This is a genomic window from Winogradskyella undariae (assembly GCF_013285155.1).
GTDB lineage: Bacteria > Bacteroidota > Bacteroidia > Flavobacteriales > Flavobacteriaceae > Winogradskyella > Winogradskyella undariae.
On the sequence record NZ_JABTEL010000004.1, the window covers coordinates 245,968 to 265,486 of the forward strand.

Consider the following 19,519-nt stretch of genomic DNA (forward strand, 5'->3'; position numbering starts at 1 on the left):
TAACTGCTTTTTTTTATTTAAAGTTATAATAATTAAGACATATTACATCAACTTAAAAACGACTAATAATTTAGAGTTTACTTCCTAAAAATTATACTTCTTCTTTTACAACCTTTTCAACATCAAAAGGTTTACCTAAATACACCAATTTAAAACCTTCACCTATATCTTCTGCTTTAGTATCGTATACAGATATTATATGAAGTTCACCTTCATCATCTTTTAAAAATAAAGGAATTACAAACTGATCTTTACTTGCTAATTCTATAAGACTAGCATAATGCTCCGAATCATCAATATTCACTTCTTGTATTGCTGGATATTTACGAGTTACTTCCATTAGATTAATATAGTCATCAGTAGGAGAAAACAAGCCTTCTTTAGGGCTATTTTCAGGATTATTCATTTCATCTGAAGTCACCAAACGATACGAACCATTTTCACCAAATTCTTTACCAAACTTTTCAATAACATAAGAATTTATATCAGAATTCCCTGTCATTGCCATAATATAACCCACATCATTTAACTCAATATTATCTGATAGTGTATCTGAATAAATATTACTACTCAAAGCATCTAAACCTAATTCTTGAGCTTTATTTATATTATTTTGATTGCTATCTATAAGCACTACATGACGTCCGTTATTCACTAAATAATGTCCTAATAATCGTGGTAATTTAGAAGCACCGATAATTAAAATACCGTTAGATTTTGTTAAAAACACACCAACCAATCTCGCAAATAAACGAGCAGTGGTAGCATTTAATAAAACGGTTCCTAAAACAATCATAAATACCAAAGGTGTAATGTATTCTGCACCTTCAACACCTTGTCTCATTAGTTTACTTCCAAAAAGAGAAGCAATACCTGCAGCAACAATACCACGGGGACCAACCCAACTTATAAACAATTTTTCTCTAAAGTTTAATTTTGAACCTTTAGTACTTACAAAAACAGCTAATGGTCTAATGACAAAAACTACAATAGCAAAAAGTATTGCTGTTTTCCATGTATAAAGTAAAAGTAAATCTGAAATATTAATATTTGCTGCTAGAAGAATAAATAAAATTGAGATTAACAATACACTTAAAGATTCTTTAAAATAAAGCAGTTCTTTTAAGTTTTCTAGTTTACTATTCCCTAACACCATTCCCATCACTACTACGGCTAATAAACCCGATTCATGTGCAAACAATTCAGACTCAACAAAAACCAATAATACAGTAGATAATGAAACCACATTTAATAAGTAATGCGGAATCAATTTCTTATTTATAGCAAAAGCTAAAGCATGTGCAAAAGTGAACCCAAAGGTTGTACCAAATAATACAATTTTACCAAATTCTATAAGCGCAGTTTTAGTAAAACCACTATCACCGCCAACACTTATAAACTCGAACACCAAAACGGCTACTAAAGCTCCAATTGGGTCAATAAGAATTCCTTCCCATTTTAAAACCGCTGACACGTCTGTTTTAAGAGGAATATTACGTAAAATAGGTGTAATTACGGTTGGGCCAGTAACAATAATAAGTCCGGCAAATAAGAAAGATAAATCTAAACTTAATCCAAAAACATAATGTGCAACCATACCAGATCCAAAAAATGTAATTGCAGAACCTACAGTTATCAATTTTGTAATAACGGGACCTACATTTTTTATTTCAGATCGTTTAAGTGTTAGTCCTCCTTCAAATAAAATAATACTTATCGCAAGTGATACAAAGTAGTATAAACTATCACCAGGAAACAAACCTTTACCCGGAATTAGCTTTCCAAACTCATCTAAAATAGGTTTTCCATATTGATCTAATAATGGATTATAAATCGGTTCAATCCATTTAGTACCATCTTCACTTAAAAATTCTGCAGCAATAGGGCCAACCAATAATCCAATAAGTATTAAAGGTAAAATCGCTGGAATTTTAAATTTCCAAGCTACCCATTGTGCTAATATGCCAAGGATAATAATTCCTGCTAATTCTAACATTTATTTCTTTTTGTGTGAAAATACTAAATTCTAATTTTATATAAGCCTTTAAGTTATGGGATATAACAAAGATTTATATATTAAATTTACTTATAAAACCTAATGTATATCTAACTTTCAACAGCATTTGGATCTTTTTCTTCAGATTTATAATAAACCCGTTTTAAGCTCTTCTTTAATAACGTAAACCTATAAATACCGATAATAAAAAATAAGATACTAAATATAATAGCTGTTAGTGCTAAGTATTGAAAATTTGAAAACTCTTTAAGCTCAAACAAAGCAATAGCCCCTAATAATAAATATAGAGAAGAACGGACGTAAGATAAAAGCGTACGCTCATTAGCCAAACGTGTGCGTTCAATAGCTAAATAATCTCGCAAAATAACCTGTTGATCTGGCTTAAAATCACGCCCAAAACGTAAAAGTTTAATCTTCTTTATTTTTAAAGGTGATTTTGATACTTTTTTCATTGCTAATTCATTTTATACATCTAAATGTAATTATTTTTAAAGTGAGTTTAAAATATGTAGGATTAAATTGTTAAATAACCACTAATAAATTATCCTTTCGTCGATAAAGTTTCACGGATTTAGTAATTTGCGGAGTCTATCTCTAAATATTATATAATGCAATTATATCCTATACAAGCTGGAAACTTTAAACTCGATGGCGGTGCCATGTTTGGTGTCGTACCAAAACCTATATGGCAGCGTACAAACCCCGCTGATAACAATAATATGATAGATATCGCTGCGCGATGTTTATTAATAGAAGATGGAGATCGACTGATCTTAGTCGATACCGGAATGGGGGACAAACAAAATGATAAATTTTTTGGCTATTATTACCTCTGGGGAGATGATACCATTGATAAATCATTAGCCGCTCATGGATTTCATCGTGATGATATTACCGACGTTTTTATGACGCATCTTCATTTTGATCATTGTGGTGGAAGTGTACAATGGAATAAAGACCGAACAGGTTACGAAACAGCCTTTAAAAACGCACATTATTGGAGTAATAAAGACCATTGGAAATGGGCTACTGAACCCAATAGAAGAGAACGTGCTTCGTTTTTAAAAGAAAACATTCTACCTATGGAAGAAAGCGGCCAATTAAAATTTACCGGTCTTCCTGAAGATAAAATTCTTAAAAATTCAGCTTTAGATTTCGATCTATTCTTTGCTGACGGACATACCGACAAACAAATGATTCCGATGCTACAATACAAAGGAAAAACCATTTGTTTTATGGCAGATTTATTGCCAACCGTTGGCCATTTACCTATGCCTTTTGTAATGGGTTATGATACAAGACCTTTATTAACTCTCGATGAAAAAGAGTTATTTTTAAATATGGCTGCAGACAATAATTTTTATCTCTTTTTAGAACACGACGCTCATAACGAAATTATAACCGTTAAACATACTGAAAAAGGTGTAAGGCTTAATGAAACTTTTACTACAAACGAATTATTTATCTAAACAAAAAAACAATAAAAAAAACTAATGAAATTTAATTACAAACCTTTAGCATACTTAAGTCTTGTTGGAACCTTATTTCTAGGTTGTGGTAGCACATCAGAAATTCTTTCTACTCCAATAGAAAATATTGATTCTTCACCTTTAAAAGTTACTGAATTAACTGATACTGAAAAGAAACATTGGGGACATTTAGACCTTGTAAAAGATACCATTCCTGGAATGAGTGTTGATAAAGCTTATACTGAAATTATAAAAGATAAAAAAGGAACTAAAGTTATCGTTGCTGTTATCGATTCTGGTATTGATATCGATCATGAAGATTTAAGAAATGTACTTTGGACTAATGAAGATGAAATTCCTAACAACGGAATTGACGATGATAAAAATGGTTATGTAGATGATATTCATGGTTGGAATTTCTTAGGAGATGCCTACGATGAACAATTAGAAATGACTAGAATAGTTGCTTCAGGTAACACAAACAATCCTCAATTTGCTGAAGCTAAAACGGAATTAGAAGCAGGAATAGCTAAATTATCTCCTACTAAAATACGTTATGAGCAAATTTATAAAGCATTACAAGATGCTGATGCTGCATTTACAAAGCATTTTGGAACAGAAGATTATACTAATGATCAGGTTAAAGCATTAGAAACTACAGATGAGACTTTACTACAACATAAATCAGTAGCTGCTCAGATGAATAGTTTTGGATTAGAAAGTGTGCAAGCTGCAAAAGAGGAAATAAAAGGAGCATTAGATGGTTTAGCTGAGCGTTTAAACACCAACTACAATTTGGAATTTAAAGGAAGAACAACTGGAGATAACCCAGATGATTTAGCTGATAATCCAGGTTATGGTAACGCAAATGTAAAACCTATAAAAGAAGGTGAATCTCATGGTACACACGTTGCAGGTATTATTGCTGCAGAACGTCATAATGGTTTAGGTGTAGATGGTATTGCTAACAACGTAGAAATTATGTCTGTTAGAGCAGTACCAAATGGTGATGAATATGATAAAGATGTAGCTTTAGCTATTAGATATGCTGTAGATAATGGTGCAAAAGTAATCAATGGAAGTTTTGGTAAATCTTTTTCTCCACATGCAGAATGGGTAAGAGATGCTATTAAATATGCTTCTGATAATGATGTTGTATTTGTACATGCTGCGGGTAATGATAGTAAAAACGTTGATGAAGGAACTAACTTTCCTGATGATAATGTAAACTTCGAAGAAATTTCTAACACTTACATTAGAGTCGGTTCTTTAACGTCTAAATATGGTTCTAAAATTGTTTCTGGTTTTTCTAACTACGGAAAGAAGAATGTAGATGTTTTTGCACCTGGTTCTGCTATCTATTCTACATTTCCTGATAACGATTATGCAAGTATAAGTGGAACTTCTATGGCTTCTCCTGCTGTTGCTGGTGCCGTAGCTTTAGTTCGTTCTTATTACCCTAAATTAACTGCTGCACAAGTTAAACAGGTGATCTTAGATTCTGGGTTAGCTTTAACAACTAGAGTTATTGTTGGTGGTGATGCTACTAATATTAAGCCTTTTGCAGACTTATCTACATCAGGTAGAATTGTTAATGTTTATAACGCATTAATCATGGCTTCAAAATTATAATTACTACTTATATTAAAATTTTTAATATAAGCATATTTTAAAAAAGGTTATCTTTCAAAAATCTGACAGATAACCTTTTTATTTAATCAAGTTTTTCAAACCTAATTTCTGAATTTTTTATAAAATAATTCTATAGGTTTATAAACTTTATGCTTACCCTAAAACATATAAATTTCATGAAACATTTAATTTTTAGTCTTTTTTCAATTCTAATTTTTTGGTCTTGTAGTGTAGCGAAAACTCCTGTTGATGCTATTCAAAAATCAAGTAATTCTACAAATTGCTATTGGCAACAACATGTAGATTATTCTATGGATATTAACATGGATGTTAACAACTATCAGTACAAAGGAAAACAGAAATTGGTGTATACCAATAACTCACCAGATGTACTAAACCGCGTATATTACCATTTATTTTTTAATGCATTTCAACCTGGTAGCGAAATGGATGTACGTTCACGTACAATTCAAGATCCAGATCCTCGTGTTGGTGATCGTATTAGTAAACTTCAACCTAATGAAATTGGTTTTATAAAAGTTAACAGTTTAAAACAAAACGGAACATCTATAACTTATGAAACCGTTGGTACTGTTTTAGAGGTTCAATTAGATCAACCTATTCAACCCGGTGAAAAAGTAACTTTTGATATGGATTTTGATGCACAAGTACCTGTTCAAATTCGTCGTTCTGGACGTAATAACAAAGAAGGTGTTGCTTTATCTATGGCGCAATGGTATCCTAAATTAGCTGAATATGATACGGAAGGGTGGCATGCTGATCCTTACATAGGAAGAGAGTTTCATGGTGTTTGGGGTGATTTTGATGTAAAATTAACAATCGATAAAGATTATGTTGTTGGTGGTACCGGATATCTTCAAGGAGAACCTGTTATAAAATCGAATTTAAAAACACTACATTTTAAAGCTCCAAAAGTGCACGATTTTACTTGGGCAGCAGATCCTGATTTTATTCACGATACATATAAAATGTCTAATGGTACAATTTTAAACTTCTATTATAAAAAAGATTTAGAACAAAAATATCTTGATAATTGGAAGAAATTACAAGCAGACACCGCAGAATTAATGGAGTTTTATAATGAAGCTGTTGGTGAATATCCTTACGAGCAATATTCTGTTATACAAGGTGGAGATGGCGGAATGGAATATGCTATGAGCACTTTAATTACCGGACAACGTAGTTATGGTAGCTTATTGGGTGTTACTGCACATGAGTTGGCACATACTTGGTTTCAGTTTTTATTAGCAAGTAATGAATCTAAACATGAGTGGATGGACGAAGGTTTTACAACGTATATTTCTACTTTAGCAATGCAAATTTTTAAAGATGAAAAAAGTGAAAATCCTTTAGCGAGAACCTATGCTGGTTACATTGCTTTAGCAAATTCTGGTATAGAACAACCTTTAACCACACACTCGGATCGTTATAAATTTAACCAAGCTTATGGAGCTGCTGCTTATAATAAAGGTGCTGTGCTTTTAGCGCAATTAGGATATGTTATTGGTGAAGAAAACTTAAACAAAACTATTAAAAAATACTTTGAAGATTTTAAGTTTAAACATCCACAGCCTTTAGATGTCGTTAGAACTGCAGAACGTATTACTGATTTTGAATTAGATTGGTATTTTACAGACTTTGCACAAACAACTAATACTATTGATTATGGAGTTAATAAAGTGGAAGGAAAAACAATTACTTTAGAGCGTATTGGTTTAATGCCAATGCCTATAGATCTTTCTGTAACTTATACAGACGGAACTACCGAAGATTTTTACATTCCTTTACAAATGATGCGTGGAGAAAAGCCAACCTCAGCAACTATTATTAATGATTGGGCCTGGGCAATGCCAACATACTCTTTTGATGCTAAAAAAGCCGTAAAATCGGTTGAGATTGATGCTTCTCAGATGATGGCAGATATTGATAGAGGAAACAATGTATTTACTTTAGAGTAAAACCATAATAATCTTAAATAAAAAAAGAGCACAACCATTGGGTTGTGCTTTTTTTATTTTTTATAAATCTTTAGCTTAAAAGCGTTTTTTAAATACCACATCTTCATTATAATCATAGATACGCCAAGTACCATTTTGTTGATCTCTTTTATAACTTCCTTTAATTTTTAACTTTCCATTACTATAATATTCTAAGTAATCTCCGTGTTTTAATCCATTTTTGAGTTCAACAGAAAATCTAATTTTACCATTGTAATATTTCTTTTCAAACTGTTTAGCGGTTAAATCTGAAGGAAAGATTTCTTTAATAGTAAAAATGGTGGCTTTATTTATGGTCTCTTCTGTTATTTCTACTTCATTTTTTGTTTGATTTCCCTTAGTCTTAGACGATGAATCTGTAAATGAATATTTAGTTTTTACAGTTTCGGGATCCTCATAGTCTACAACTAATTTGGTTTCAAAAAGATCATCTTCTGATTTTAATTGAATCCCTATTTGAGAAAAACAGATAAAATAATCCTTGTTATCGCTCAATTCTTTTCTTGTAGTGGCATCTAAAAAGTTATAAGCACTATTGTATAAATTTGGTGCATTGATGTATGCAAAAACATTTGATCTGCTATCAAAATTATTATCGAAATCTTCAAAAGATTCAAAATTTGCTAGTGTATCTTCATTAATATAACTGGTAATTATACTCTTTAATGTATTTGGATGATTACTAAAAACAACATAATCATCAATAATTGTAAAATAAGGTTTGTCAATTTCTTTAAATAAATCGCCTAATAAGATTTTGAAAAACCCTTTAATATCCATAAAATTAATGGTGTGTCCTTTGTAACTAACTTCTTTAAATTTTACTGGACTTCGTCGTCGTATTTGTTCTAAAATAAAATCTAAGTTCTTTTTAGCATCATCGATATCTGTTGTTTTTAATATAAATGCAACATCTTTTTTAGAGTCAGTAACTGTAGAGTGTAACTGAATTAAAGCGATTTCATCATCTACCCAACTTACAAAATTCTTCTTTAAATCTATTTTTAAGAAGTTTTCTATTTGCTCTGTACCGTCTAAATAACTTTTAAATTCTTCTGGTTTTTCTTTTAATACATTTTCGAAATTGGTGTAAAATTTTTCAAAACTATCAAAAGTAAAACTTAAATAAAGTGCCGTTTGTTTTGGTGCTATTTCTGCAATTTTTCTAGAACTGTGACCAGAATTCTGAAGCGATTTTAAATATAAACTTACCGCTTCATCATAATTGGTAATTCCATTTGCTGTAATAGTGTTATCATCGACATCAAAATTAAATCCACTAAAATGTAAACTATTACTTAGTGTTTTTGTTAAGGCACCAGAATCATTAGAAAAAACTTTTAAATACTCATCTAGATATTTATACTGCACATACAACCTAAACATATCGCCATAACCAACTTCTTTTTCTACTTCAATAAAATCAAGGTTTCTCCCTATTTTTGGTTCTTTATACTGATCTATAGAGGCTTCGACTAAAGTATGCACATAAGACGCTATCATTTGGTTTTTAATAAAACTGATATGTAGAGTTTCGCGTTTTATAACATCATAAACTTCTATAATCTCTTGGTTATGATATTTACGTTTGCTTATCTTATAATTACTATTGGTAAACGTGTTTAAGTGATTCTTTAAAATATTTAATTTTGCTATTTTCTGTAAATCTACAACATAGAAAAAATCATATTTCTTAGGTTTATAAACGTGTGCAGATATTAAAATTTCTCTATTTCCTATTCTATCGAAAACACTTTTTTCCTGTTTAAAAATCGTATCAATTTTATTAAGGCTTTCTGCTAATTCATTAAAATAAGAATTGGTATTAAGGTGATTCCATATATCACTTTTACTAACTTCATTCCAATTATCTATGGGATCTTGGGTTTCTATGATATAAACCGCATCTTCTGGAACCAAGTATATGGACTTTAAATTATCGTTGTTATCGATATAAAAAGTGTAAAATGAGTATAATAAAAAACTAATAAGGACTAAGAGTATAACAAACAGAGATTTCCTTTTTGTCATTGGGTGGTGTATTTGAATTAAAGTGAATAAATCTTCACCACAAAAATAACTTAATATTATGGTAAAAAAACGACGATGAAAATTTAGACCTTCATTTTCAATAATCTTAAAATTTTGAGACTAAAGCTTTAGTATTGCTAAGATTTAAACTTACTTTGTTAAATTAATTTTAAAGCTTTAAAAAAAGCATAATTTCTTAGAATGCCTTTTAAATACTCGCAAAAAGATAAACTTAAAAGTAAAAAGCTTATTGAAGCGCTATTTACTAATGGAAAGGTTATTACAGCTTATCCGTTACGACTTGTATATATTAAAACAGAATTTGAAGATGGTTCTCAATTAAAAACTGGTGTTTCTGTAAGCAAACGTTTACATAAAACAGCCGTTTCTAGAAACCAAATAAAACGATTATTACGCGAAGCTTATCGTCTTAATAAACCGTTATACTTTAACAATAGTTCTAATTCTTATGCGTTTATGATTTTGTACCTTAGTAAAGATGGTACTACTTTTGATAAAGTAAATAAGAATATCAATACTTTATTTAAAAAATTCTTAGTTCAAAATGAGCCTTTGGTTGAAAAATCAGAGTCTAATACTTCTGAAACATGAAAAAATTTCTTCATAAAAAAATAATAATTCCTGCAATAGCTGTGCTTATATTTTTTGGTACCACAGCTTTTAAAAATGACTTTTTCGAAATTGCAAAACAAATCGAAATTTTCACCACACTTTTTAAGGAAATCAACATGAATTACGTTGATGATACCAATCCTGGAGACTTAATGGATACAGCTATTAAAAGTATGTTAGACGATTTAGACCCTTACACTCAATTTTATAACGAACAAGACGTAGAAGCCGCTAGAATTAATAATGCAGGTGATTATACAGGTATTGGTGCAAAAATACTCACCCTACATGATAAATTGGTTATTGTAGAGCCTTACAAAGGTTATGCTGCAGATAAAGCCGGACTTAAAGCTGGTGATGAAATTATAAAAGTTGATAAAGTTATTGTAGCAGATTTTAAAGACGATGCAGCAAACTTATTACAAGGTGCTGCTGGTACTGAAGTTTCTGTCACTTACAAAAGACAAGGTAAAACAGAAACTGTAAATATTATTAGAGAATCTTTAGAAATCAAGGCAGTTCCGTATTATTCTATGATCGATGAAAAAACAGGGTATGTTGTTCTTAGAAAATTTAATAATAAAGCTTCATCTGAAACCATAAAAGCTATTAAAGCTTTAAAAAATCAAGGGGCTACAAAATTAGTTTTAGATTTAAGAGGAAACCCAGGCGGCTTATTAAACGAAGCTGTTAACGTCACCAACATTTTTGTACCAAAAGATCAACTAGTAGTTACCACAAAATCGAAGGTTAAAAAGTATAATAAAACCTATTATACACAACATGAACCTGTAGATACGCAAATACCATTAGTGGTTTTAATAGATGGAAAAAGTGCCTCTGCAAGTGAGATTGTTTCGGGTGCTTTACAAGATATGGATCGTGCTGTAGTTGTGGGTACTCGTAGTTTTGGTAAAGGTTTAGTTCAACGTCCTAAAGCCCTAATTTATGGGACACAAATGAAGATTACAATATCTAGATATTACACACCATCAGGACGCTGTATTCAGGCTTTAGATTATTGGAATCGTGATGAAAATGGAAATGCAACCCGAACAAAACAAGAAAATTACAATGCCTTTAAAACTAAAAATGGACGTAATGTTTTTGATGGAGGTGGAGTAGAACCTGATGTTGAAGTAGAATTTGCTAAGCACACACCAATTACAAAAGCAATATCTAACGAAAATTTAATATTCGATTTTGCAACCGATTATTATTACAATCATAAAGTTGAAGATTTAAAAAACTTTGAGCTTTCAGATTCAGACTTTAAAAAATTTAAAAATTATATAAAGTCAAGTGAATTTAATTTTGAAACTAAAACAGAAAAAGCATTACAAAATGCTATTTTAATAGCTGAAGATGAAGGTCTTAATAATGTTATAGAATCTGATTATAACAATTTAACTCAAACTTTAAAAGCCTATAAATCTAACGCTATAGACAACAATAAAAAGCAATTAAATTCACTATTAACAGACGAAATTATTAAGCGTTATTTTTATAGTGAAGGCTTATATACTTATTACACCGCTAACAATTCAGAAATAAAAAAAGCTTTAAATATTCTAAATAATCCTACTCAGTACGCTAGCATTTTGAGATAGAACTTAATTTTTTTATATTTAACGTTATTAACATTTTCTGGACATACGAAAATTAGAATCAATGAAACCCCTAATACTATTTTTATGCCTGTGTTTTCAGTTTTCTTTTGCTCAAAAAGAATTAAAACACGAAGTTTATTTCGAAACTGATCAACACGTTATTCCAGAAACAGAACACAGTAGATTACTCCTTTTTTTATCAAAAATTGAAGATGTAGATATAGCTAAAGTTACTATTTATGGCTTTACTGATGATAGAGGTAGTGATAATTACAACTTAGTTTTATCGCAAAATAGGGCAGATGCCATAAAAGAAGTCTTTTCTAATAATGAATTTGATGAGTCTAAAATGACTAATGTTGATGGAAAAGGTAAAATTTTAGTCAATATTATTAAAGAAGATGATCTTAATAAAATTAGAGGTCTAAACCGAAAAGTTGAAATCATTGTTACTCCTGTTTTTCCAGCTAAAAAAGAAGTTGTAGAAGAACCTTCTAAAGTTAATGCGGAAGACTTATTAAAAGGCGATTTAAAAGAAGGTGATAAAATTCTATTAGATAACTTATTATTTAGAACAGGTTATAGTTATTTAACTAAAGAATCTTTGGCTGTACTCGATAGAATTTCTGAAATTTTAGTAGAACGTACCAATATTTACTTCACTATTGAAGGACATGTATGCTGTACACAAGGGCAAAGAGATGCTATTGATCGTAAAACAAAAAAACGTAACCTCTCTCTAGCTAGAGCTAAATATATTTATGACTATTTAGAAGAAAAAGGTGTAAAACACTACCGAATGAAATTTGCTGGTATGCGTAGAAAATTTCCACTTGGAGGTGAACCAGAACTAGACAGACGTGTAGAAATTTTGGTAACTCGTATTTACGAAGAAAAATAATTAAGATTTAATCATATTTATATGAGGAATACCATCTTCTAAATATTCCTCTCCAACTTCTTTAAAGCCTAAATTATTATAAAATTTTCTTAGGTAAGATTGTGCCGAAATTCTAATCAGAGTTTCATTATAGTGTGTTTTTATAGCAGCAATAGATGCTTCCATAATTGTATAGCCATATTTGAATTTTCGTTCGTTAAAACGTACTAAAACTCTTCCTATACTGGTTTCTTCAAAATAATATCCTGCTTTAAAAATACGTGTATAAGCGACTAATTTTTCGTCTTTATAGCCTAAAATATGAAGCGCTTTTTGGTCCTTTCCATCGATATCTTGGTATACACAATCTTGCTCAACAACAAAAACCTCACTTCTTAATTGAAGAATTGCATAAAGTTCTTGTGTAGATAATTCGTTAAACGTTTTTATTTCAATATTCAGCATCAGTCTTGTACAATTACTTCTTTAGGATCTATTTTATTAAACTCTGGTTGTATGGTAACGTGATTGATATCAAATTTTTCATGAAGTAAGTTTTCAATCTTAGAAAGGAGACTATTAAACTCTGTGGTAGAAATATCTTGTTTAAGATCTAAATGTGCTTCTAAATGCAATTCGTCATCACTTAAATTCCAAATATGTACGTGGTGCAGCTTACTTACTTTTGGTAGCTTATTTACAGCTCTTACTACGTCTTTTATATTAATAGTATCTGGTGTAAATAACATCAACATTTTAGTAGATACTTTTAATAAATCGTAACCTACCCAAATTAAATACAATGCAATTAATAACGTTAATAAACTATCTACCCAAAATATTTGGTAATACTTCATTAATAATCCACCAACTAATACCGCTACACTTGCTAACATATCTGTAAATAAATGCAAATAAGCAGAACGCATATTTATGTTATTCTTAGAATCTTTTTTTAAGATTAAAACACTTAAACCATTTCCTATTATGGCAACAATTGAAAGCCAAATAACTAAACCAGATTCCACTTCATGCGGATCTTGAAAACGTTTTACGGCTTCTATAATTAATAAAATAGCTACAATTATTAACGTACAAGCATTAATAAAAGCTGCTAAAATTTCGGCACGCTTATAACCAAAAGTTCTATTAATTGATGCCTTTCTCTTGGTTAATTTAGAAGCAACATAACTTACTATTAAAGATAATACATCACTAAAATTATGTAATGCATCACTTAATAAGGATAAACTTCCTGAAACTAAACCACCAATGACCTGAGCTACGGTAATAATTACATTAAGGAGTATTGATAATAAGAGCTTTTGCCCTCTTAAATCTTTTGGACTATGAGAATGCTGATGCGAATGGCTCATTTTAATATCAATTTTTACTACTTTTTAACATGACAATGGAATTTTATCTACTCTATTTTGATGACGACCGCCTTCAAATTTAGTTTCTAAAAAAGTATCTACCATTTTTATGGCTTGAGGTATTGAAGTAAAACGGGCTGGTACACAAATAATATTAGCATTATTATGTAAACGTGTTAACTCAGTAATTTCGTTAGTCCAACAAACACCAGCTCTAACATGTTGGTATTTATTAGCCGTCATTGCTACACCATTTGCACTACCACATATAAGGATACCAAAATCTACTTTTTTAGCTTCAACATCTTTTGCAACAGGATGTACAAAATCAGGATAATCTACACTATCTAATGTATCTGTTCCATAATTAGTAATAGTATGTCCTTTTGCTTCTAAATGTTTTACGATTGCAAATTTATAATCTGGACCTGCGTGATCGTTTCCTATTGATATTGTCATGTTACGTTGTGTTTTGTTATTAGACCTCAAAGTTAATAATTGCTTACAAGTATGCATAACTTATAAGGGCTTACTTATACATAAGTTTTAAGTTTGTAAAAAGGTTTTCTAAAAGGAGTCATCAACAATGTTCATAACTCTAAATAAAATGATCAGTAATTGTTAATATCTGTTTACAACTATTGAAAACAAAAATTAGGATTATTCAGTTATTTTTCCAAACCAAAATCAGAAGTTAAAAACCTAATTAGTTAGCACTTTTTTTAAAATAAGTTATCAGACTAAAAAAAGAGGAAGTGAACAGTATTTTACAAAATACATATCACCTAATTCTATTAACATTAGTTATTAACAGTTGTTAATAGCTTTTTAGTTTTACTTAAAAATGAACGTTTTAGATCTAAATTTAATGTTAACTAAAATGTTGTAAAATGTAAACTACGAGTTATCAAAATAAAACTTCAAAAAGTTATGGTACATATTAACAGACTATAATAACCACTATTTAATTTTTAAATTTTAAAAGAAAAAAAGATGATATGTATATATATGTTCATAACATCGTTTTTTTAGAAATTAAACTTTAGAGAAGCTTTAAATATAGTTTTGTGTTATATCGGTTATAGTAGGTATAGCGTAGCACTCAAGCCTTACAGAAAGCTATACAAACTTCTATAATCTATTTTTTATTAAAGTATTTTTTAATGCTTTGTAAATCAATTAATTGACTTTATTCTATGAAATTTTATACAAGAAAAACGTAACAGAATAACTAAATAGAAACCTATAGTAATGTGTTAACGTTATATTTCTACTTCCTCTGGTAACGTTTTATTAACCTTAGGTATCTAGTATACTTTATTTACTATTTTTTAAATTAACAGAATACTTTTATTCTATTTTTTATAAGTTTAAAATTGAAGAATTGTTTTTGTTTAATCTTTAATATTCAGGTATTTTAAATACTGTTTAAAGCACTTTTTCATTTATTTAACCTTAACTAAACACTATTTAATTATAATATCTTAACTTTGTAATAAACTCAGTATCTTCTCTTCTACTTATATTGGGTTAAAATTTAGAATTCCTAACACTTTTTAGGAAACGAATAAGATTACAAATTAAATGACAAAAAAGAGATCAAGGAAACCTTCAAATAATAAGATTTCCAACCTTACAAATACAATTCTTAGTATTTTAAAAAAAGATAGAAATTCAACTTTCAACTACAAACAAATTGCATCTAAATTAGGTGTTAATGACGCTAGTAGTCGCAATCAGATAATAAAAAAATTGCAACAACTTAAAGCTAAACAAGAGATTGAAGAAGTAGATCGTGGTAAATTTAAAGCCACTGTTGATAACGAATATCATACGGGAATTTTAGACGTAGCCTCTAAAGGAAACGGTTATATTATTTCAGATGATTTTGAAGACGATACATTTATAGCTTCAAATAATATAAATAAAGCTTTACACGGCGATGAAGTAGAATTTTACGCCTATAAAAGAAAACATAGAGGTAAACAAGAAGGTGAAATTACTAACATTATAAAACGTGCAAAAACGGAATATGTTGGTACCATTCAAATTCATGATAAAAAGAATTTTGCCTTTGTTGTAGTTGATAGTAACAAAATGTATACTGATATTTTTGTACCTATTAACAAAATAAATAAAGCAGAAGACGGTGATAAAGTATTGGTAACTTTAGAAGAATGGCCAGATAAAGCCGATTCACCTAACGGAAAAGTTATAGAAGTTTTAGGGAAACCAGGAGAACATAGTACAGAAATTCATTCCATTTTAGCAGAATATGGGTTACCATTAGAGTTTCCTAAAGAAGTTGAAGACTATGCAAATACTATTGATTTAGAAATTAAACAAGAAGAAATTGCAAAGCGTAGAGATATGCGTAAAGATTTAACCTTTACCATAGATCCTAAGGATGCAAAAGATTTTGATGATGCACTATCCTTTAAAGTTCTAGATAATGGCTTATACGAGATCGGAATCCATATTGCAGATGTTTCTCACTATTTACAGCCAGGAACCGTTTTAGATGATGAAGCTTACGAGCGTGCAACTTCTATTTACTTAGTTGATCGCGTAGTGCCAATGTTACCAGAAATTTTATCTAACGGAGCTTGTTCATTACGTCCACACGAAGAAAAATATACATTTTCTGCAGTGTTTCAGATGAATAATAAATGTGAAATTAAAAACGAATGGTTTGGTAGAACTGTAACCTATTCTGATGCGCGTTTTGCATATGAAGAAGCACAGGCTATTATTGAAAATAATGCTGATATTAATGAAGTTGAAGTTTTAAAGAACAAAGATAAAATTGATACAACGATTCCTGCAGAAGTTTCTTTAACAGGAAAAGAATATCAAACTTCAGTTGATGTTGCTCAGGCTACAATTAAAATGAATCAATTAGCACGTAAAATGCGAAATGCTCGTATGCGAGATGGTGCTATTTCTTTTGATAAAGTAGAAGTGAAATTTCAGTTAGACGAAGAAGCAAATCCGGTTGGTGTTTTCTTTAAAACAAGCCAGGATGCTAATAAAATGATTGAAGAATTCATGTTATTAGCTAACAGAAAAGTTTCAGAATTTGTTGGAAAACAAAAACCAGAAAAGACATTTGTTTATCGTGTTCATGATGAGCCAGATGAATCTAAATTGGCACAATTACAAACCGTTGTTGGTCGTTTTGGTCATAAATTAAACTTTAAAGATAAAGGGAGTATTTCTTCTTCTTTAAATAATTTATTAAAGGATGTTGTTGGTAAAAAAGAACAGAATTTAGTAGATACGTTAACGATTAGAACGATGTCTAAAGCAGAGTATACAACGCATAATATTGGTCATTACGGTTTAGCTTTCGATTATTACAGTCACTTTACATCACCAATTCGTCGTTACCCAGACGTTATGGCACACCGTTTATTACAACAATATTTAGATGGTGAAAAATCTGCAAATCAAGAGATTTACGAAGAACGTTGTAAACATTCTAGTAACATGGAATATTTAGCAACAAAAGCAGAACGCGATTCTATTAAATACATGCAAATTCGTTTTATGCAAGATCATGAAAACGAAGAATTTTTGGGTGTTATTTCTGGAGTTACCGATTGGGGAATTTATATCGAAATCATTTCGAATAAATGTGAAGGTATGGTGAGTGTTAGAGATATGAAAGATGACCATTACCAATTTGATCAAGATCAATATGCTATGGTTGGTAGTAAAACCGACACCATGTATCAGTTAGGTGATGAAGTTATTGTAAAAGTGAAGAATGCAGATTTAGTTAAAAAGCATTTAGATTTCTATATGGTTGGAAAACCAGAAGCAGAAACAGAAACAGAAGTTTAAAATTTTCATTGTAACATTTCAATAAAATTAAGATCTTATAAATAAATATTTAAACATGATTCTTACCACAACAAATTCTATTGAAGGCCATAAAATTACCAAGTATTTAGGTATTGTAACTGGAGTTGTAATTAATAAAGAAACTATAGCTATGGGCTTTAGTATGTCTAAATATTATGCGAAAATACAAACCAGTATTGAGGTTGTAAAAGAAGAAGCTTTTCAAGTTTTACAAAATAATGCTGCAAAATTAAATGCAGATGCTGTTGTTGGTATAAAAGTTGAAATTGAATTAACAGGAAGTAATTATGCCATGGTTTCTGTAACAGGAACGGCAGTAAAAATCACCATTTAATGAGTACAAGTAATAAAGCAGGTTTATACGTTTTTTTAATTTTTACCGTTGTATATATCATTGTGAGATTTAGTCTTCAATCCATTTTTGAAGATATTAATCAATTGGTTTTAGCAGTTTGTTCTGCTATAATAACGATCATTTTAACACCTCAAAGACGAATAGTTAAAAAACAATTTGGAGAAGAAATACAGTTAAAATGGTACTTTAGTAAAAAGGTATTTACCTTAAAATAAGTCAATAATATGAAAAATATAATAGTAGCAATATTCTTAATAAGCACTTTATTTACTAACGCTCAAGAAACTATTGAAAAAGAATTAGGTGAATTTTCTACCGTTAAGGTATTCGATTTAATTAATCTTAAAATGATAGCTTCTAACGAAAATAGAGTAGTCATTTCAGGAGATAATAAAAAAAATGTTGAAATTGTTAATAACAACGGAAAGCTAAAAATTAGGATGAATATTAAAGAAAGCTACGATGGTAACGATACTGTTGTGCTTCTTTATTTTGTTTCTGTAGATGCAATAGATGCTAATGAAGGTGCTTTAGTTACTGTAAAAGAACCTCTTAAACAATACGAAATTGATTTAAGAACTCAAGAAGGTGCAGAGATTACTGCAGTTGTAGAAACGACGTATGCTAATTTTAAAGCTGTAACAGGCGGAATTATTAATGTATCTGGTAGTTCTAAAAATCAAATTATCTCAATTTCTACTGGTGGAGAATTTAATGCTAAGGAATTTATTACAGAAAAATCTGAAGTGAGTATTAACGCTGGAGGTGAGGCTTTTATACATGCTACTGAATTTGTTGATGCAAAAGTTAAAGCAGGTGGAAGTGTATATATTTATGGGAAACCTAAAGAGATTAACGAAAGTACAATGTTAGGCGGAAAAATTAAACGCATGTAGTTTCCTTTGAGTTTCTTACCTTTGTGAAAACCGTAAGTTTTTACATGTTAGACGATATCTTAGCAGCAATTCCCTTCGGAATAATTTTAGCCTTTACAATTGGACCCGTTTTTTTTGTTTTATTAGAAACGAGTGCAACTAAGGGCTTTACTAGCGCTATTATTTTTGATATAGGCGTTATTTTAGCAGATATCGTTTTTATTTTTGTTATATTCTTAAGTACTGATTCTCTGTTAGATAAAATAAAAGACGATCCAAAACTCTTAGTTTTTGGAGGTGCTTTATTGCTCATTTATGGGCTTATTAGTTTTATTAAAACATCTAAATCTTTTAGAAATATTGTTAGAGAACACCATAGAATAGAGTTACCTAAAAAGAAATATGGAATGCTTTTTATAAAAGGATTCTTACTCAATTTTATAAATATAGGTGTGCTATTAGGTTGGTTAGGTTTCATTGTTATTGGGACGTCTATTACAACTTCAGAGAACGGTGTAACAGTCTTTATAACCACAATGATTGTATCTTATTTTCTAACAGATCTTGTTAAAATAGCAGCTGCAAAAAGACTAAAAAGTAAATTAACTCCACGTCGTATTTTTAAGACGAAGAAAATAGTAGCCTTAGTTATTCTAGTCTTTGGTATTATATTACTAAGTCAAGGTTTATTTCCTGATCTTTATGAAAAAGGAATAGAGCAGATTGAATCTGTGAATTCTATATAGTTATTCTACT

At 30.0% G+C, this 19,519-nt stretch carries 17 protein-coding genes; 11 read left to right on the forward strand and 6 right to left on the reverse strand.

Annotation, left to right across the window (positions count from 1 at the left end):
• Positions 1-91 precede the first annotated feature (91 nt).
• Positions 92-1,996, reverse strand: a complete 1,905-nt coding sequence (locus HSX10_RS07610; RefSeq protein ID WP_173587611.1) for a cation:proton antiporter — start codon at positions 1,994-1,996, stop codon at positions 92-94.
• A 110-nt stretch (positions 1,997-2,106) separates the two neighbouring features.
• Positions 2,107-2,469, reverse strand: coding sequence for a DUF202 domain-containing protein (locus tag HSX10_RS07615; protein ID WP_217363250.1), 363 nt, complete (start codon positions 2,467-2,469; stop codon positions 2,107-2,109).
• A 156-nt stretch (positions 2,470-2,625) separates the two neighbouring features.
• On the opposite strand from HSX10_RS07615, the gene HSX10_RS07620 reads away from it, so the two are divergent.
• From HSX10_RS07620 to HSX10_RS07630, 3 genes are all read left to right on the forward strand, one after another.
• Entirely contained in the window at positions 2,626-3,486 is an 861-nt protein-coding gene (locus HSX10_RS07620) for an MBL fold metallo-hydrolase (RefSeq protein WP_173587612.1), read from the forward strand.
• A gap of 24 nt (positions 3,487-3,510) precedes the next feature.
• Complete coding sequence (locus HSX10_RS07625) at positions 3,511-5,118, forward strand: S8 family peptidase (RefSeq protein ID WP_173587613.1); 1,608 nt, start codon at positions 3,511-3,513, stop codon at positions 5,116-5,118.
• A gap of 176 nt (positions 5,119-5,294) precedes the next feature.
• Positions 5,295-7,097, forward strand: a complete 1,803-nt coding sequence (locus HSX10_RS07630) for a M1 family metallopeptidase (protein ID WP_173587614.1) — start codon at positions 5,295-5,297, stop codon at positions 7,095-7,097.
• A 75-nt stretch (positions 7,098-7,172) separates the two neighbouring features.
• Here the strand turns inward: HSX10_RS07630 and HSX10_RS07635 are convergent, their stop codons facing one another.
• Positions 7,173-9,167, reverse strand: a complete 1,995-nt coding sequence (locus HSX10_RS07635) for a DUF3352 domain-containing protein (protein WP_173587615.1) — start codon at positions 9,165-9,167, stop codon at positions 7,173-7,175.
• Between the two features lie 201 nt (positions 9,168-9,368).
• Between HSX10_RS07635 and HSX10_RS07640 the strand changes: the two genes are divergently transcribed.
• The 3 genes from HSX10_RS07640 to HSX10_RS07650 all read left to right on the forward strand — a co-directional run bounded on the left by HSX10_RS07640 (position 9,369) and on the right by HSX10_RS07650 (position 12,311).
• Positions 9,369-9,779 (forward strand): ribonuclease P protein component, encoded by a 411-nt coding sequence (locus HSX10_RS07640; RefSeq protein ID WP_173587616.1) that lies wholly within the window; start codon positions 9,369-9,371, stop codon positions 9,777-9,779.
• On the forward strand, positions 9,776-11,410 hold the full coding sequence (locus HSX10_RS07645) for a S41 family peptidase (protein WP_173587617.1): 1,635 nt from the start codon (positions 9,776-9,778) through the stop codon (positions 11,408-11,410). Before HSX10_RS07640 ends, HSX10_RS07645 begins: the two co-directional genes overlap by 4 nt.
• A 61-nt stretch (positions 11,411-11,471) precedes the next feature.
• Entirely contained in the window at positions 11,472-12,311 is an 840-nt protein-coding gene (locus HSX10_RS07650) for an OmpA family protein (protein WP_173587618.1), read from the forward strand.
• On the opposite strand, the gene HSX10_RS07655 is transcribed toward HSX10_RS07650, so the two are convergent.
• Genes HSX10_RS07655 through rpiB form a run of 3 tightly spaced genes read right to left on the reverse strand, consistent with a single transcriptional unit; the run spans position 12,312 to position 14,125 of the window.
• Positions 12,312-12,755: a GNAT family N-acetyltransferase gene (locus tag HSX10_RS07655; RefSeq protein ID WP_173587619.1), complete on the reverse strand. Its 444-nt coding sequence runs from the start codon at positions 12,753-12,755 to the stop codon at positions 12,312-12,314. It lies immediately after the preceding gene.
• On the reverse strand, positions 12,755-13,666 hold the full coding sequence (locus tag HSX10_RS07660) for a cation diffusion facilitator family transporter (RefSeq protein ID WP_173587620.1): 912 nt from the start codon (positions 13,664-13,666) through the stop codon (positions 12,755-12,757). Before HSX10_RS07660 ends, HSX10_RS07655 begins: the two co-directional genes overlap by 1 nt.
• A gap of 24 nt (positions 13,667-13,690) precedes the next feature.
• The gene (gene rpiB, locus HSX10_RS07665) at positions 13,691-14,125 is read right to left on the reverse strand and encodes a ribose 5-phosphate isomerase B (RefSeq protein ID WP_173587621.1); all 435 of its coding nucleotides are present in this window, start codon (positions 14,123-14,125) and stop codon (positions 13,691-13,693) included.
• Positions 14,126-15,250: 1,125 nt separating this feature from the next.
• On the opposite strand from rpiB, the gene rnr reads away from it, so the two are divergent.
• The 5 genes from rnr to HSX10_RS07690 are packed head-to-tail and all read left to right on the forward strand — an operon-like array spanning position 15,251 to position 19,509.
• Positions 15,251-17,512, forward strand: coding sequence for a ribonuclease R (gene rnr, locus HSX10_RS07670; protein ID WP_173587622.1), 2,262 nt, complete (start codon positions 15,251-15,253; stop codon positions 17,510-17,512).
• Positions 17,513-17,567: 55 nt separating this feature from the next.
• Complete coding sequence (locus HSX10_RS07675) at positions 17,568-17,867, forward strand: YbjQ family protein (RefSeq protein ID WP_173587623.1); 300 nt, start codon at positions 17,568-17,570, stop codon at positions 17,865-17,867.
• Complete coding sequence (locus HSX10_RS07680) at positions 17,867-18,103, forward strand: hypothetical protein (RefSeq protein ID WP_173587624.1); 237 nt, start codon at positions 17,867-17,869, stop codon at positions 18,101-18,103. The genes HSX10_RS07675 and HSX10_RS07680 overlap by 1 nt, the downstream gene beginning before the upstream one ends.
• Before the next feature lie 9 nt (positions 18,104-18,112).
• Complete coding sequence (locus HSX10_RS07685; protein ID WP_173587625.1) at positions 18,113-18,784, forward strand: head GIN domain-containing protein; 672 nt, start codon at positions 18,113-18,115, stop codon at positions 18,782-18,784.
• A 44-nt stretch (positions 18,785-18,828) separates the two neighbouring features.
• Positions 18,829-19,509 (forward strand): LysE family translocator, encoded by a 681-nt coding sequence (locus HSX10_RS07690; RefSeq protein ID WP_173587626.1) that lies wholly within the window; start codon positions 18,829-18,831, stop codon positions 19,507-19,509.
• The last annotated feature ends 10 nt before the right edge of the window (positions 19,510-19,519 follow it).

Coding starts and splice junctions, on each gene's coding strand:
- HSX10_RS07655 (WP_173587619.1), bottom strand. CDS start 12,755: ATGCTGAATATTGAAATAAAAACGTTTAACGAATTATCTACACAAGAA.
- HSX10_RS07610 (WP_173587611.1), bottom strand. CDS start 1,996: ATGTTAGAATTAGCAGGAATTATTATCCTTGGCATATTAGCACAATGG.
- rnr (WP_173587622.1), top strand. CDS start 15,251: ATGACAAAAAAGAGATCAAGGAAACCTTCAAATAATAAGATTTCCAAC.
- HSX10_RS07640 (WP_173587616.1), top strand. CDS start 9,369: ATGCCTTTTAAATACTCGCAAAAAGATAAACTTAAAAGTAAAAAGCTT.
- HSX10_RS07630 (WP_173587614.1), top strand. CDS start 5,295: ATGAAACATTTAATTTTTAGTCTTTTTTCAATTCTAATTTTTTGGTCT.
- HSX10_RS07625 (WP_173587613.1), top strand. CDS start 3,511: ATGAAATTTAATTACAAACCTTTAGCATACTTAAGTCTTGTTGGAACC.
- HSX10_RS07650 (WP_173587618.1), top strand. CDS start 11,472: ATGAAACCCCTAATACTATTTTTATGCCTGTGTTTTCAGTTTTCTTTT.
- rpiB (WP_173587621.1), bottom strand. CDS start 14,125: ATGACAATATCAATAGGAAACGATCACGCAGGTCCAGATTATAAATTT.
- HSX10_RS07645 (WP_173587617.1), top strand. CDS start 9,776: ATGAAAAAATTTCTTCATAAAAAAATAATAATTCCTGCAATAGCTGTG.
- HSX10_RS07620 (WP_173587612.1), top strand. CDS start 2,626: ATGCAATTATATCCTATACAAGCTGGAAACTTTAAACTCGATGGCGGT.
- HSX10_RS07685 (WP_173587625.1), top strand. CDS start 18,113: ATGAAAAATATAATAGTAGCAATATTCTTAATAAGCACTTTATTTACT.
- HSX10_RS07660 (WP_173587620.1), bottom strand. CDS start 13,666: ATGAGCCATTCGCATCAGCATTCTCATAGTCCAAAAGATTTAAGAGGG.
- HSX10_RS07690 (WP_173587626.1), top strand. CDS start 18,829: ATGTTAGACGATATCTTAGCAGCAATTCCCTTCGGAATAATTTTAGCC.
- HSX10_RS07615 (WP_217363250.1), bottom strand. CDS start 2,469: ATGAAAAAAGTATCAAAATCACCTTTAAAAATAAAGAAGATTAAACTT.
- HSX10_RS07635 (WP_173587615.1), bottom strand. CDS start 9,167: ATGACAAAAAGGAAATCTCTGTTTGTTATACTCTTAGTCCTTATTAGT.
- HSX10_RS07680 (WP_173587624.1), top strand. CDS start 17,867: ATGAGTACAAGTAATAAAGCAGGTTTATACGTTTTTTTAATTTTTACC.
- HSX10_RS07675 (WP_173587623.1), top strand. CDS start 17,568: ATGATTCTTACCACAACAAATTCTATTGAAGGCCATAAAATTACCAAG.